At 44.7% G+C, this 15,110-nt stretch carries 16 protein-coding genes; 2 read left to right on the top strand and 14 right to left on the bottom strand.

Annotated elements, in window-relative coordinates; translation table 11 throughout:
• Positions 1-161: 161 nt before the first annotated feature.
• The 7 genes from B5F18_RS04535 to B5F18_RS04505 form a co-directional block, all read right to left on the bottom strand.
• Positions 162-2,786, bottom strand: coding sequence for a MucBP domain-containing protein (locus tag B5F18_RS04535; RefSeq protein WP_087156481.1), 2,625 nt, complete (start codon positions 2,784-2,786; stop codon positions 162-164).
• Between the two features lie 197 nt (positions 2,787-2,983).
• On the bottom strand, positions 2,984-3,676 hold the full coding sequence (gene rplA, locus B5F18_RS04530; RefSeq protein WP_087156480.1) for a 50S ribosomal protein L1: 693 nt from the start codon (positions 3,674-3,676) through the stop codon (positions 2,984-2,986).
• 73 nt (positions 3,677-3,749) lie between these two features.
• Complete coding sequence (gene rplK, locus B5F18_RS04525; RefSeq protein ID WP_087156479.1) at positions 3,750-4,175, bottom strand: 50S ribosomal protein L11; 426 nt, start codon at positions 4,173-4,175, stop codon at positions 3,750-3,752.
• Positions 4,176-4,226: 51 nt separating this feature from the next.
• Positions 4,227-4,739, bottom strand: a complete 513-nt coding sequence (gene nusG, locus B5F18_RS04520; protein ID WP_087156501.1) for a transcription termination/antitermination protein NusG — start codon at positions 4,737-4,739, stop codon at positions 4,227-4,229.
• A 36-nt stretch (positions 4,740-4,775) separates the two neighbouring features.
• Positions 4,776-4,991, bottom strand: a complete 216-nt coding sequence (gene secE / locus B5F18_RS04515) for a preprotein translocase subunit SecE (RefSeq protein ID WP_087156478.1) — start codon at positions 4,989-4,991, stop codon at positions 4,776-4,778.
• Positions 4,992-5,012: 21 nt separating this feature from the next.
• The gene (gene rpmG, locus B5F18_RS04510) at positions 5,013-5,162 is read right to left on the bottom strand and encodes a 50S ribosomal protein L33 (protein ID WP_087156477.1); all 150 of its coding nucleotides are present in this window, start codon (positions 5,160-5,162) and stop codon (positions 5,013-5,015) included.
• Between the two features lie 173 nt (positions 5,163-5,335).
• The gene (locus B5F18_RS04505; RefSeq protein ID WP_087156476.1) at positions 5,336-7,663 is read right to left on the bottom strand and encodes a hypothetical protein; all 2,328 of its coding nucleotides are present in this window, start codon (positions 7,661-7,663) and stop codon (positions 5,336-5,338) included.
• 279 nt (positions 7,664-7,942) lie between these two features.
• Between B5F18_RS04505 and B5F18_RS04500 the strand changes: the two genes are divergently transcribed.
• Positions 7,943-8,359 carry an RrF2 family transcriptional regulator gene (locus B5F18_RS04500; RefSeq protein WP_087156475.1) on the top strand — a complete coding sequence of 139 codons (417 nt, stop codon included), beginning with the start codon at positions 7,943-7,945 and terminating at the stop codon, positions 8,357-8,359.
• A gap of 41 nt (positions 8,360-8,400) precedes the next feature.
• Here B5F18_RS04500 and B5F18_RS04495 read toward each other — a convergent pair whose 3' ends face one another.
• Entirely contained in the window at positions 8,401-9,072 is a 672-nt protein-coding gene (locus tag B5F18_RS04495) for a Crp/Fnr family transcriptional regulator (protein WP_087156474.1), read from the bottom strand.
• A 130-nt stretch (positions 9,073-9,202) separates the two neighbouring features.
• Here B5F18_RS04495 and B5F18_RS04490 point away from each other — a divergent pair, with 130 nt between their 5' ends.
• A complete protein-coding gene (locus B5F18_RS04490; RefSeq protein WP_087156473.1) occupies positions 9,203-10,594 on the top strand; it encodes an MATE family efflux transporter in 1,392 nt (463 codons plus the stop codon).
• Here B5F18_RS04490 and B5F18_RS04485 read toward each other — a convergent pair.
• The 6 genes from B5F18_RS04485 to B5F18_RS04460 form a co-directional block, all read right to left on the bottom strand.
• Positions 10,512-10,994 carry an AAA family ATPase gene (locus tag B5F18_RS04485; protein WP_087156472.1) on the bottom strand — a complete coding sequence of 161 codons (483 nt, stop codon included), beginning with the start codon at positions 10,992-10,994 and terminating at the stop codon, positions 10,512-10,514. The two genes, B5F18_RS04490 and B5F18_RS04485, sit on opposite strands and share 83 nt — an antisense overlap.
• Positions 10,987-11,511: an ECF transporter S component gene (locus B5F18_RS04480; protein ID WP_087156471.1), complete on the bottom strand. Its 525-nt coding sequence runs from the start codon at positions 11,509-11,511 to the stop codon at positions 10,987-10,989. Before B5F18_RS04480 ends, B5F18_RS04485 begins: the two co-directional genes overlap by 8 nt.
• A gap of 12 nt (positions 11,512-11,523) precedes the next feature.
• Positions 11,524-12,648 carry a DUF362 domain-containing protein gene (locus tag B5F18_RS04475; protein ID WP_087156470.1) on the bottom strand — a complete coding sequence of 375 codons (1,125 nt, stop codon included), beginning with the start codon at positions 12,646-12,648 and terminating at the stop codon, positions 11,524-11,526.
• Positions 12,649-12,741: 93 nt separating this feature from the next.
• The gene (locus B5F18_RS04470) at positions 12,742-13,311 is read right to left on the bottom strand and encodes a GNAT family N-acetyltransferase (RefSeq protein WP_087156469.1); all 570 of its coding nucleotides are present in this window, start codon (positions 13,309-13,311) and stop codon (positions 12,742-12,744) included.
• Positions 13,308-14,303 carry a biotin--[acetyl-CoA-carboxylase] ligase gene (locus B5F18_RS04465; protein WP_087156468.1) on the bottom strand — a complete coding sequence of 332 codons (996 nt, stop codon included), beginning with the start codon at positions 14,301-14,303 and terminating at the stop codon, positions 13,308-13,310. The genes B5F18_RS04470 and B5F18_RS04465 overlap by 4 nt, the downstream gene beginning before the upstream one ends.
• Before the next feature lie 37 nt (positions 14,304-14,340).
• Positions 14,341-15,102, bottom strand: coding sequence for a tyrosine-protein phosphatase (locus B5F18_RS04460; RefSeq protein ID WP_087156467.1), 762 nt, complete (start codon positions 15,100-15,102; stop codon positions 14,341-14,343).
• Positions 15,103-15,110: the final 8 nt, after the last annotated feature.

The raw sequence follows: 15,110 nt of genomic DNA, 5'->3' as shown, positions 1-15,110 counted from the left end.
TGTCAGATGCCAATGCGCATGCCGCGCCTCTTCTTTTATTATAGACTGCTATGGTTTCAGACACAATCTTTTCCATGAAAAGACCACAACTCTCTCATATTCACCACACAGAAAATGGGCGTGCGCTCTGTCTGCACACACCCATGATCACCAAACATCTTTTATTTTCTTCTTCTCACAACCACAGCCGCAGTTCCCAGTGCCGCCATAGCTCCCAAAACCAGTCCCAGCGGTTCTGCCAAATCCCCTGTCTTTGGCGCATCCGCATCTTTCATCTCCTCGTCATCTCCTTTGGCAGCATTCTGGCTGTCTTTTTCTCCATTTCCCGAAAGTGTACCATCTGGATTTTTTACCGGATTTCCCGGCTTTTCATCCTCTTCTGGCTTTTGACCTTGTCCCGGATTTTCACCTTCACCCGGCTCTTGGCCCGCATCGTCTTTTTCATACACAATCTGCTCTGTGCGGTCTGCATCCCCAAGAGTATCTATCAGCTCTTCAAATTGCGGTGCATTTACCACATGATATCCCGGGATCTCCTTTGGAGCAATCCCCATATCCGCCATAAAGAACCAGGAATAACCTGTCAGCACATCTGCGTCTGCGATCGTATTTCCCTGCTCATCCACATGCTGCACGGTAACGGTTCTCTTTTCCGGTTTTGCAAGTCCCTGTTCGCCGCGGTTCACCACACAGACTGTCACATGCTGGTCCATCACAAATTCTTCTCCATCCACGGATACATAAATGTCATACTTGCGGTCAGTGGCAATGTTCCTTGGACAGATGATCTCCAGGATCTGATGGTTGCCGCTGCCTGTGATCCCTGTGCCGTCATTTCCTACCATGATAAAATACCAGACGCTGTCAAACTGAGGGACATTGTAGATTGGCCACTCCACACCGTCCTCATCTACGATCTTCACTTTTGTCTTTTTCGGATCCAGATTTGTACCGTACAGGTGTACCTGGATCTTCTTGCTCTCCTGGTTTGTAGATGTCTCTGTGTAGGTCAGATTGTCAGGATCCGGATTCGCACCATACGAATTCACTGTCATGTTTCCAAGCGTGATCTCCTCTTTTGCACAGTCTTTTGGCAATACGCAGACAAGCGGACGTTTTGCAATGTCCTGATAATCCAGTCCTTCTGATACCGGAACTCCGTTGACCGTCAATTTCAAAAGCCACCCCTGCGTTGTCTCTGATTCGTTTGCAGGGGCTGTATATTTCAGATACGGTATATGGTTTTCATCATACTCTACCTGTACCTGAATTTCCGGATTTTCTCTGCTTGTTCTCACATCAATGATCTTGCCCTCAATCCTTGCATCCTTCAAATGGTATCCTTTCAGTCTGGCGATCACTTCGCCGCCTTCCCATTCCATGATTTCCGGCGTGACTACCACATCCGTAACCCTTGCTGTATCATCGATCACCCACGTGAATGGTTTTAATACTTTGTCTTCTGTTGTGCACAATGCTTTTTCTCCCACAATGATCCCAAGACCACCGATGAGCGGTTTATATTCCTCCTCAAGCTCGATCACAACTTTGTTTTTGTCAAAGGATATCTTGTCCCCTTCTGAAAGCGGACGTTCTGCAAAACCCATTTTCAGGCTGATTTTTTCTTTTAATTGTGCAATACTTTCACATGCATTGAACACCGGACAGTCAAAAGCCATGTTGATAACTTTATAGGTATCATCGATCACTACTGCTGTTGGTTTTAAGTCAATCTCTTCCCGGTCGTCTTCCTCTGTATTTTTTATCAAGAAATTCAGGGATTTCGCATCTCCCACCCCATCTTTTGGAGCAACCATAACCTGATACTCTATGTCTTTTCCTGTTCTGTTTTCCGGGAATGTGATCAAAAATTCCCCCTGATCTTTTGTAATGTTTTTCTCGGTGATGATCACTCCATCCAACGGCGTAACAGAAATCACAACATTGTTCTCACTTAAATTTTTCCCCTGGAATGAAATTCGGTATGTCAATCCATTCGCACCGATCGGCGTGGAGGAAATCGCAGTCACACTCGTCCCTTCCTCAATCGGAGGTACCTGGTTCCCTTTCACAGTAATGTTTACGCCCTCCCCAAACCACTGTGTGCTGTCTTTTTTGGGAGCTGTCTTCACCTCATAAACTTTATCCTCTTCTCCTGCATTTTGCGGAAAAAGGATGGAAAACACCTGTTTTGTCTGGGAACACTCTTCCTCGTGGAACACTGCCGGCATGCTCTGTTTCACTCCATCCAGAAATACGCCCACAGCCACATGCTCTGCAAGTCCTTCCCCATAGACTGTAAAGGTAACTTTCTCCTCCTGCTTGCCATCTGTGGAAGTCTTGTCCGCATTCAGCATATAAATAACAGCCTCCTGCTCACCACCTCCAACATGCACGCTGCATGTAGCGGACGCATTCCCGGATGTGTCCCCGTCTGCGTAGAAATCTACCGTATAGGTTTTTGCCCACTCTGTGTTATTTTTCGGGAACTGTATCTGTACAATCTGCTTTTCCGAAGAGTTTTCCACAAACTTTGTGTCCACAGGCACTTCCCCCAACAGATCACTCACCTTTATCCCAACATTGTCTTCAAGATTTTCCCCGGTCACTGTAAATTCCACAGTGCCCCCGCTTTCTACAGATGCATCTTTTGGGGTAACTGAATGGATCACAGAAACTGCCTTTACATCTTCCATTTTCACATCCGCTGCAATTGTACTAAGCGGTGTCACCTGCACAGCTGTCAATGCCGCAGCCATCAACAGCGCCATCCATCTTTTCTTCATAATCTTCTCCTTACTTTTCCAATATTTTCTAGTTTATCATTATTATTTTAAAAGAACCTTTCCCTTTACTCAAATCGGAAATGTGAATAAATAGACGTATTTATTTATATTTTTAATAAATTCCGCTTTGCAAACGAAAAAAACGATGGAAATCTCTTTTGATTCCCATCGTCTCTTTTTCTTTTATCTGCTCTTCATTAAGCTAATTTCAGTGGATTAACCTTTACACCAGGTCCCATTGTAGATGTAAGAGTCACGCTCTTGAGATACTGACCCTTAACAGCTGCTGGTCTAGCTTTGTTGATAGCGTCGATAAGCGTCTGGAAGTTGTCCGCTAACTGCTCCTCTGTGAAGGATGCTTTTCCAATCGGTACATGAATGATGTTTGTTTTATCCAATCTGTACTCAATCTTACCGGCTTTGATATCATTGACAGCTTTTGTAACGTCCATTGTTACTGTTCCTGCCTTCGGGTTTGGCATCAAACCTTTTGGTCCGAGCACACGTCCGAGACGTCCAACAACACCCATCATATCCGGTGTAGCTACAACTACATCGAACTCGAACCAGTTTTCATTCTGGATCTTCGGAATGAGGTCTTCTGCTCCTACGTAATCTGCTCCAGCTGCTTTTGCCTCCTCAGCTTTTGCGTCTTTTGCAAATACAAGGATACGAACCTTTTTACCTGTTCCGTGTGGCAATACTACCGCACCACGGATCTGCTGGTCAGCGTGACGTCCGTCACAGCCTGTTCTGATATGAGCTTCGATTGTTTCGTCAAATTTAGCAACGGCTGCTTTTTTTACCAATGCTACTGCTTCGTCTCTGTCGTAAAGATTTCCTCTTTCGATCATTTTTGCAGCCTCAATATATTTTTTTCCTCTTTTCATCTTAAATAACCTCCTAGTGGTAATATCGGGAGCTAGCCCTCCCACATTTACGTTTACAACTATTTATATTTGCCTATTCTTCTACTGTAACACCCATACTTCTGCATGTTCCTGCGATCATGCTCATAGCTGCCTCTACGGATGCAGCGTTCAAGTCAGGCATTTTCAACTCAGCGATTTCCTGTAACTGAGCTTTTGTAATTGTAGCAACTTTTGTTTTGTTCGGAACGCCTGAACCAGATTTGATCTTGCAGGCTTTCTTGATCAAAACTGCTGCCGGCGGAGTCTTTGTGATGAAACTGAAACTTCTGTCATTGTATACAGTGATCACTACAGGAATGATCAAATCTCCCTGATCTGCTGTCTTTGCGTTGAACTGTTTTGTAAATTCAACGATGTTTACGCCGTGCTGACCAAGAGCCGGTCCAACCGGTGGTGCCGGAGTAGCCTTTCCTGCTGGAATCTGTAATTTAATATAACCTTGAACTTTCTTTGCCATTTGATTGTACCTCCTTGTGGTATTTGCGGGGTTTTCCCTCCCACGTATCTGTTACATTTTTTTGACTTCTGAGAAACTTATTTCTACTGGTGTTTCACGACCAAATAATTCAACATTGATTGTCAGACTCTGTTTTTGAACATTCATGGACTGAATCACGCCCACGGTATCTTTCCATGCCCCGGCCGTTACGGTAACCGTGTCACCTTCTTTAAAGTCAACAACAACCTTTTCCTCAATGCCAAGAGGTTTCATCTCCTCCTCCGTAAGCGGCACAGGCTTTGATCCAGGGCCCACAAATCCGGTCACACCTCTTGTATTGCGAACCACGTACCATGTGTCATCGTTCATCACCATGTGGATCATCACATAACCCGGGAACATTTTCTTGAGGCTCGCCTTCTGGACACCGTTCTTTAACTCCACCACTTCCTCCATCGGAACGCGGACTTCCAGAATCTGGTCTTCCAGATGTCTGTTTTCGATCGTTTTATCAATGTTGGCTTTTACTTTGTTCTCATACCCGGAATAGGTATGAACTACATACCATTTTGCCTCTGACATAAAATCACCTTTCATTATTGCACTCTTTATCAGCTGCTATTTCACTAATAAATCAATTCCGTATTTGGCAATGATGTCTACTACAGCAATCATAGCGCCGACTAATACGGACATAAAAACGACTGCAACCGTCTGTTTAGCAAGTGTTTTCTTGTCTGGCCAAATTACTTTCTTGAACTCCGCCTTTAATCCTTTGAACCAGCTCTCTTTTTTCTGAGCTTTCGGAGCTTTGCTAGATGTATTTTCGCCCATAACGTCACTTCCTTTCGATGACTATTTCGTCTCTTTGTGCAATGTGTGTGATTTACAGAATCTGCAGTATTTTTTAGTTTCCATACGTTCAGGATGCGTTTTCTTATCCTTTGTCATGTTGTAATTACGTTGTTTACATGCTGTACATTCTAATGTAATTCTTGTGCGCACAACTTCCACCTCGCTTTGTTTCTTATTTTGTTTTAAAGTTACATTTGTAGTTTGCGAGACTACCTATTTTTAGGCATAAAAAAAAGACCTACTTCCATTCGCCCGTCCAGTATATCATAGAGGTACGTCCCAAGTCAACCCTGGGACGTACGAATTCTTCTGCATTTATTTCACTATCTTCTCTTTCTTCCCGCAAAAGCAACTGCTGCCATCACTGCTACTGCTGCTTTGGCGGCATAAACCCCTGCAGATGTGGCATCGCCTGTTTTCACGGATTTTCTTATGGCATTGCCTTCTCCTTTTTCTTCAAACTGAGGCTTTTTTGTTTCTTCCTTTTCCGTTGTCACCTGGTCCGTCTTTCCATCCTCTTCATTATCTGAAGGTTTCTCTGCATCCGGATCTTCTGTGAGTGTGACTTTTGCTGTCCCATCCGGGTTTCCTTTTCCGGCTGTCAGCGTGTAATTTTCTGTTGTCACGATCACGCGCTCTCCCAGAGCATCTCCGCCTTTTTTTTGCATTCCCAGCCAAAGGGCAGAGTCTCCACCCGCGCTTTCAAGCTCGCTTACCGTGATTTTTCCTTCACCCTGGATGCCGTTTCCTCCAAGGCCGCCGTAACCGATTCCTCCTTTTGCAGTCAGCTTTCCTTCACCGCTTATGGTACCGTTATTCAAAACAATCCCTGCTCCTCCGTTCAGAGCCGGCGCATAGTCTCCGCCCCCTTCTGCCGTAAGGCTGCTGCCCATCAGAACATTCAGGTTTCCATTCACCAAAACTGCATCCTGTCCAGGTACATCTCCGTACCCTGCATCTGCTACAATACTGTTTTCCCCTTTTACGGACACATTTCCATTGACGATCACAACCGTCTTTGCATCCGCTTTGTCAGAGCCGTCTGTCAAATACCGTCCATGGGACACGATTTTTGCATTGTATAATGTGCTTCCATCATTTAATGTCAAAGTATCCGTAAGCGCAGATGAATTATTCATGGAGAATGTTCCTCCGTTTACAATGACCGCACCGTAAGCAACAGAATCACTCAATGTCAGCGATCCTCCTTTTTCAACAATAATGCGAATACTGCTGTAAAATTTTACATTTTCGAATGTCACATCACAGCCAGCAGGTATGACAAGCGTATCGCTCCCCACAGCCTGATTATTTCCAATTATTGCATAAAGGCCTGATTCGTGTGACCCGTAAACGGTCTTTAAATTTTTTGGAACAACTGCATCATCACTCACTGCAATCTCGTATGGTTCTATATCCCATGTATCTGTTCCCGCTGTGATATTGGCAAACTGCTCTTTTAATGTCTCGTTTCCTGTATAAATGCGAAGTTCTTTTTGATTGCTCTCAATGCTCTGTCCTTTATCTTTGAGCACTGCACTGACCTGATAGGTTCCGGCTTTCACCGGCTGTCCTGACACCGCAATTTTGTCAAAAAGATAGGATGCCGTCATACCGCTGCCGCTTGGAGACAAGCTTACTTCCATCTTCGCATCCTTGTTTTTCTGCGCGTATTCATAGAAAGAGATCTTCTCTCCGTTTCCCTCTGTCACATAAACCTCCAGATAATCCTGGTAACCGCTCTGCCCCGCAGTTACACAGTCAAGTTCTCCTTCCAGAGAGATTGCCAGTTTTTCATTGACTGTCAGCACAACCGTCTTTGTCACAGGCGTATCGCCCTGCGCCTCTGCTGTCACGGCGATTTTGTATTCCCCTGCCATCTTTGGAGTTCCGCTCACCGTAAGGATTCCGTCCTGTGCCTTTGCAGTGATCCCCTGGTCTTTTGGCTGCACATCCACTTTAAGAACTGCCTGGTCTTTATTTGTGCCGCCAAGCTCATAACCTACGTTCTCATGAAACGCGGCACCTTTCACTGCGCCGGAGAGTGTGTCTTCCCTCAAAGTCAGACTAAGGCGAATATGGGACGGTTTCTCTGTCCCCATATTTTCCGGTTCCTTTGTTCCGTTTAAATATTCTACTGCCCCGTTGTTCTCAATCTTCCCGTTTTCAAATGTACAGTTGTTGAACACTGCTGTCCCATTGTTCACAATGGTTTTGCTGAAAGTACAGTTCTCAAATGTCACACTTGCACCTTCCGGAATCGTGATCCCTTTTTCCGGCAGACGAAATTGTATGTTCTTCACCATAACTTTGCTTCCGGATGCAAATGTAAACATATCCCCTTCTATATGGTTTCCAAGCCTTCTGACCTTATCCCCTTCTTCGTCAAAGAAAGTTTTCTGCTGCCATCCTTTCAGCTCTTTTACCTGGGACGGAAGAACTGTATTCCCGATCCCTGCTATATCCGCGGCCACTTTCACGACTGTTGCATCACCAAGACTTTCCAAGTATGTATCCAGATCAAAGGAATTATCGTCAATGACGTAATCCCCGCCCGCCTCGTTTGCCTGCGCCTGGGATACCGGAAACATGCCGATCACCATCATGCAGGTACAGAGAACTCCTGCTGCTGCTTTCAAAAATTTTTTCATGTTCTTCTTTCCTCCTTATAAATATTGGTAATTTCTTCCGCATCAATGGTTAGTCCCAGCTAATTATTATAAAATGTATTTTTCTCATGTCAATAAAATTGCCTGTAAAACAGGGCTTTTGAGAGATTTTCTCATTATTTAATGGTACAGAAAGAATTTATTTCACTGTTTTTTATCAGAAAAATCTTTCGCCGAATTCAATTGACTTTTTCCGACAAAAAGGCTACACTTGTGAAAGATTGTGAAACTCACATTTTTATATTTCAAAGGAGGTACATCGTGCAACTTAATATTACGACAGACTATGCTATCAGAACCGTTATTTTCCTTGGCCAGAATAACGAAATTGTAACGTCCGGAGACATAGCCTCCAACATGAAGATTCCGCACAATTATCTGGCAAAAATTTTAAAAAAACTTAAAAAAGCGGGCTTGGTCCGATCTATTGCCGGTTCTCAAGGTGGCTATATGCTTGTCAAAAGACCTGAAGAAATCACCCTCGGAGAAATTATCTCGACAACCGAAACAACGATGAAGATCAACCGGTGTCTGGAGGCGGACACATACTGCAGCAGGAACGCGACAGCTACCTGCATGATCCGCAAATATTATCAGATACTGCAAAATGAAATCGACAATGTTGTTTTAAAACGAACAATCGGAGACATTTTAAATGAACGTTATACAAAACCGTAAATAAAGAAAGGATGCCTTGGGCACCCTTTATTTATCATCCATCAGGAATCAACCGAACCTGCGGAAGGCTTTAAAAGCTCTTTTAAATAGTTCCGGTCTTGAATCCTGATTTTTTTATAAGAAGAGGAAATAATTCCACCCTTTTTCCACTCGCCGAGTACTCTTGACACTGTCACACGGTTCATCCCAAGAATCATGGCAAGCTCTTCCTGTGTGTAGGGAATTGAATCTTTTGTGACGCCCTTATCCGAATCCGGCATCTCTGTCTCATAGAGGAGAAAACTTGCGATTTTCTGATAGCGGTCATAGAGAGTCACTCTTCTAAGCTGTTCAACAAGATGGTTGCATGTCCTGGAAAGCAGTTGCATCATCACCTTCATTAAATCTTTTGACTCCTCCATAAAATCATACAATTGATTCAGATTACACACTAAAAGTTCCACCTGATTTACTGCCTCTACACACACCGGATAAATTCCATGGCTTAAAAAGGAAGTCTCTCCGATAATTTTCCCTCTTCCCACAATTTCAAACGTCATTTCTCTTCCCGACTTGGTCGTGCAGAACGCTCTCACTCTGCCTTCTTTTATAAAATATAAAGACTGGGCCACATCCCCCTGCATATAGATTGTCTGCCCTGGTTCATACTTCAGGGAATACCCGGCCTTCTCAAAATATGGATACAGCTGTTCCGGTATCTTTATCTGCTCCATGTTCTTCCCTCCTCATATCATCGCTCCTATTATACACGCCAATAAAATAGATTTTCTGTAGCCCAGGCTACGGTATCCTTCTGAAAGTACAGGTATAGTATATATATTCAACAACAGGAGGATCACACTTATGAAACAAAATTCACTTTCTTTGACTGAAGGAAATATTGCAAAGGTACTCATTCGTTTTTCTGTACCTTTTCTCCTCGCGAATCTTCTGCAGGCTTTGTACGGAGCAGTTGACCTTTTTGTGATCGGAAGATTCTGCGATGCCAGCAGCGTGGCTGCAGTATCCACAGGTACATCCGTCACGCAGATCATCACAAGCCTGATCTCCGGTCTTACCCTCTCCGGAACCATTCTTGTAGGCAAATATCAGGGCATGGGGCAAAAGGACAAAGTGGAAAAATCCATAGCAACAACAATCTGTTCTTTTGGGATCTTTTCCGTCATTCTCACTGTAGTGCTGACTATGAATATTTCAAATATCCTAAGCCTTTTAAAGACACCCGCGGACGCTTTTTCCGGAGCTCATGAATATGTCTTCATCTGCTGTCTTGGTATATTTTTTATATGCGAGTACAATGCTCTAAGCGCCATCCTGCGCGGATACGGGGATTCCGTAAGTCCCCTCATCTTCGTATCCATTGCCTGTGTCTGCAATGTTGTCGGCGATTTTTTTACAGTAGCAGTTCTGCACATGGGTGTTGCCGGAACAGCCATTGCAACCATCGCCTCCCAGGGGATCAGCATGTTCTGTGCCATTTTTTATCTGAACCGAAAAAACTTCATCTTTCGTTTTTCCCTGCAGACGCTTCGGATTGACAAACAGATTTTAAAAGAGATGATTCTCATCGGCATACCTGTTTCCTTCCAGGAATGTATTGTGCGCATCTCATTTTTATATTTAAATTCCATCACCAACAGCTTTGGCATCTACACCTCCTCTGCAGTGGGCATTGCCGCAAAGTATGATGTCTTTGCCATGCTGCCGGCAACCTCTATCGCAAATGCTCTGGCTGCACTTACTTCTCAGAATATGGGAGCTAATAAAAAAGAGCGGGCAGTTTCATTTGTCAAATACGGAACTTTTGCCGCATTCCTCTGCTCGCTCCTGTTCTTTCTCTGGGCACAGCTTTCTCCGGAGAGCATGATCTCCCTTTTTTCCGGAAACGCAAAGGTCATCCGCGCAGGTGTGCCTTTCTTCCGCGCGTGCAGCTTTGATTACCTTGCTGTGTCCTTCCTTTTCTGCCTCAACGGCTATTTAAACGGAAGGGAAAAAACAATATTTACCATGACAAACTGCTGCCTGGGTGCACTGCTTGTGCGCATGCCACTGATGTATGTTTTGTCCAGCCATCAGGTTCACTCTCTTTTTTATTATGGACTGGTCTCCCCGTTTTCTTCCATTCTGATGCTGGCAGTCATTTTCTTCTATCTTAAGAAAATAGAAAAACAGCATCCTCGTCAGCTTCCACAGGCTCAAACCAGCCGTCAAAACGTCTCAGCATCTCTTCCGTGATAATGTACTGACGCCCCTCTTTCATTGCGTTTGTCTCATTGCGCACCGCAAGACGCTCAAGTCGTGTACGCTCATCCGCCTCCATGCAGATGAGCGTATAAGGGATTTGCCTTTCTTTAAAAAATGTACAGATCCTCCGCCTCTCTTCCTTTGTCCAGTATCCGTAATCAAACACGCACACAATCCCCTGTCGGATAAGGGAAAGGGAAAACTCCATCAAATACTCATTTACCCGGCGCGCAAGTTCCAGGTGCGCCTTCCTTCCCTCGCATTGATCGGATACTTTCAGCATCACTTCATCCACTGAAAGGATGACCGCACGTTTCTCCTTCTGCAGCCTCTTTGCGTAAGTTGTTTTTCCGGCCGCAGTTTTTCCGCACAAAATAATTACATCATTCATGCAGTTTCACCAATTTTGAAATCAGTTTTGTAAGTCCCGGCACAAAGACAAAAATAAGAATGGTTCCCGGAATTGTGGTGATCAATGTTCCGCTTACAAAAGCTGCGGCTGAGTAGGATGCTCCTGTAGTTCCAAGCAAAACCACATTGGCAAGTCCGTTTGCAATCCGCCCAAGCACGACCGCCACAATCAACGCTCCATAAAGCCTTGGAATGGAATTTGTCTTTCCACTGCCCAATGCGCCTGCCGCTATGGCATAAACTGCAAGCTCGATCATCATAGCCACACCCACCGGAAAAAGCATCGGCATTCCGGTCAGCATAGAACTCAAAAATACGGTGCAGACTGCAACAACGGCACCGAGCATAGGCCCACACAAAAAGGCACAGATAAACACCGGAATATGCATCGGCAGAAAAGCGGAGCCAAGTCCTGCCATATGGAAAATAGTAGGAAAAACAATTCCTAGTACAAGGAACAGGGCACAGATCACCAGTTTTTTTGTCGATATCTTCATGTTTTTCTCCCTCTATTTTATTTCGATCAATTCGTATTCTCTGCTTCCAAGCCCAAGTTTTTCCGCATGCTCAAGACAGACTTTCCACTCGCTCTCCGGTGTGGTATTTGTAAAGTGATCATGGTGATCGCAGAAACCATGTGCATGCATCCGTTCATCCAAAAGGCTTCCAGGAATCGGCTGTTGTGCATTGCATGCATCCGCACATGCCTGGTCAAGCGCAACTGGGTCAAAACTTGCAAACATCCCCACATCCGGAAGGATCGGAAGATCATTTTCTGCATGGCAGTCACAGTACGGAGACACGTCAATGACAAGGTTGATGTGGAAACAAGGCCGTCCGTCCACAACTGCTTTTGTGTACTCTGCAATCTTCATATCCAGCTCTTTGACTGCACTCTCATTTGTATTGTAAACTGCATCAAAATTGCATGCGCCAAGACAGCGTCCGCAGCCCACACATTTACTGTGGTCAATGCTCGCTTTTTTGTCTGTAAAGGAAATCGCACTGTGAGCACAATTTCTTGCACAACATCCGCAGCCCACACACTTTTTCTGGTCCACGGTCGGCTTTCCGCTATTGTGCTGCTCCATCTTACCTGCACGGCTGCCGCAGCCCATTCCGATATTTTTCAGGCATCCGCCAAACCCGGTTGCCTCATGCCCTTTAAAATGACTCAGGCTGATAAACACATCCGCATCCATCACTGCCCGGCCAATTTTTGCCTCTTTTACAAGCTCTCCGCCTTCCACCGGAACAGATACCTCATCGGTTCCCTTCAGTCCATCACCAATGATGATGTGGCAACCTGTGGAGAGAATGTTGAATCCGTTTTCATAGGCAGCGCTCAAATGTTCCAGAGCATCTTTTCTTCTCCCCACATACAAGGTATTACAGTCCGTAAGAAATGGCCGTCCTCCCAGCTCTTTCACCACATCCGCCACTGCCTTTGCATAGTTTGGACGAAGGAAAGACAAGTTGCCCGGTTCCCCGAAATGTATCTTAATGGCTGCCATCTTTTTTTCAAAATCAATATTTCCAATCCCTGCCGCCTTGATCAGTTTCTGCAGTTTTTTTGGAAGATTCGTCCCCGGACGCGCGCGCAGGTCCGAATAGTAAACCTTTGATTTTTCCATTACAAATCACTCCTCTTCTTCTAAAAATCACGTATTCCAATTTTTTATTATAAACGATTGCATAAAAAAAAGAAAGACAGCTGCTCTTTCAAATCAGCTGTTCTTTCGCAAAATTTCCGCTATCTTTTCCTGGGGAATTTCCCATACAGAAAAAATCGGTTTTGGCTCACTTTCATATGGTGCGATCTGTTTTTCAAACCATGTCACGTCTCTCCACGCCCCGCTTTTGTACCCTGTGTTTTTACACACCCCAACTTTCTCAAAGCCAAGCGACTCATGCAAAGCTTCGCTTTTTTCATTCGGCACAGTGACAAGCCCGTAGACAGTCTTCACACCCTGCAGTTTTAAAATATCCATCAAAGAAGTATAAAGCTTTTTTCCGTACCCTTTGGATGTGGCATCTTTTGAAAGATAAATTGAAAGTTCTGCATTCCACTGGTAAGCCTCGCGCTCCATCTGCCGGTGCGCATAGGCATATCCTGCGATCCCCTCATCCGTTTCGCACACAAGATACGGATACTCCTTAGCGATCCCCTTGATCCGTTTCCTGAAACTTTCCTCATCCGGCAGCACATACTCAAAACTAATGGCTGTGTCAATATATTGTGCGTAAATATCCAGGATTGCTTTCGTATCTTCTTCTTTAACAAGTCTTAACCTCACGGATTTTCCTCCTTATCTCCACCTTGCAGGATACGGACTTCTCCTCCTCGCAAAGTTTCTTTTATTCCGTCCTCTCTTTCCACTACAAGCCCGCATGTGTCATCCAGATCCACTGCTTTTGCCTTCACTTGCCTGTCTTTTTTACAGATCAGGATTTCTTTTCCAAGACCAACAAGCCGTTCCCTGTAATCTTGATAAAATTTCTTTTCATCCAGATTTTGATAATATCTCCAAAACCGCTCCAGCAATTTTGCAGCCAGAATGTTTCTTACATTTTTCCCAGTCTCCTTGCAGATAGCAGACGCTGTGTTCTTTAGTTTCCCCGGAAACTCTTCTTTTGGCCGGTAGACATTGATGCCTATCCCCACCACAAGGCAGTCCATCTCACCACTCTCCATAGACATTGAGCCTTCGGTCAGAATCCCGCACACTTTTTTCCCGTCTATGAAAATGTCATTGACCCATTTGATCTGGGTCTTCACTCCCACAACCTCCTCTATGGAAAGCGCAGCCGCAGCCGCGGCAGCTGCGGTGAACAGCATGGCTTTTGTCTGTTCCATAGACGGCCGCAGCAGGATACTCATATAAAGTCCGGTTTTAGGCGGGGAATAAAACACTCTGCCCCTCTGACCTCTTCCCTCTTTCTGACATTCAGCTAAAACAACCGTCCCCTCCTTTGCTCCTTTGTCCGCCAACTCCTTTAATTTCTGGTTCGTGGACGGCAGTTCTTCGTATATCTGAATCACAAATTTGGTCTTTTCCTCTTTAAGATTGCTTTGGATGGCAGCAGCTGAAAGCTTGTCACTGTCCGCAAGGAGACGGTAGCCTTTGTTTCTCACACCTTCAATCTGGTAGCCGTCTTTTTGCAGACTGTGAATCGCCTTCCACACAGCGCTTCTAGTGACATCCAGCGCCTTTGCGATTTCCTCCCCGGAGATTGATTTGTCTTCTGCCCCAAGCAAAAAAGTCAGGACTTTTTCTTTGACTGTCATAGCGCACCTCGTTTCTTTGTATGTGGTTATTATACTATCATGTCAGTGTTTGCTCAAATGAAATTGGCATGCTATCAAGAATTTCTTCTCCACAAAGAATCCTCCACGGATTTTCCTTTAATAAAATTTCCACACTTGCACTTCCGTAGTAAGTTTCCAAAATCTCTGCCACTTCGTTCATTTCTGTTGTCCGATATTCTGAACTGTGAGCATCAGACGCCACAACAGATGCAATTCTATGTTTTAAAATAAGGTCCGCATTCCTTCTTATCCTTTCGCTAAATCTCCCCAGTATACTGCCCTTATTCACTTGTATCACAGCTCCCATTTGCTGCCATTCAAAGACATGCCCAATTTGCCTTGATACGCACCGATAACGCTCCGGATGGGCAAGCACCGGGATATATCCTGCATTCAACATTCCATCCACATCTTCATATATCTGAGAGGCAGAAACCTCAAAATCAAATTCAATAAGTGCATATTTTGTCCCATTTAAAGTAAGAAACTTCTCTTCCTTCAAAAGCCCTGGAAGACGTCCATCAGACATCAGCTCCATGCCCGGAACTATTTCAAGAGAACTTCCTTCTTTTTTTAGCAGATTTTCAAGGTTATAAAATTGCTCCCAATATTTTTTTAAAAACTCGGCACTGTTCTGGCCGGGAAGATTGGCATGAGAAAGGGCAACCAGTGTCCGTACTCCCGAGGAACTTGCCATATCGGCCATATCAAGCGCATCCTCCCAGTCCTTTGCACCATCATCCAGTTCAGGCAGAATATGTACATGTAAATCAACCATTTTTGTAT

The organism is Lachnoclostridium sp. An181, from assembly GCF_002160325.1.
GTDB lineage: Bacteria > Bacillota > Clostridia > Lachnospirales > Lachnospiraceae > An181.
The sequence above is the reverse complement of the archived record's forward strand: the minus strand, read 5'-3'. Positions and strand labels throughout refer to the sequence as shown.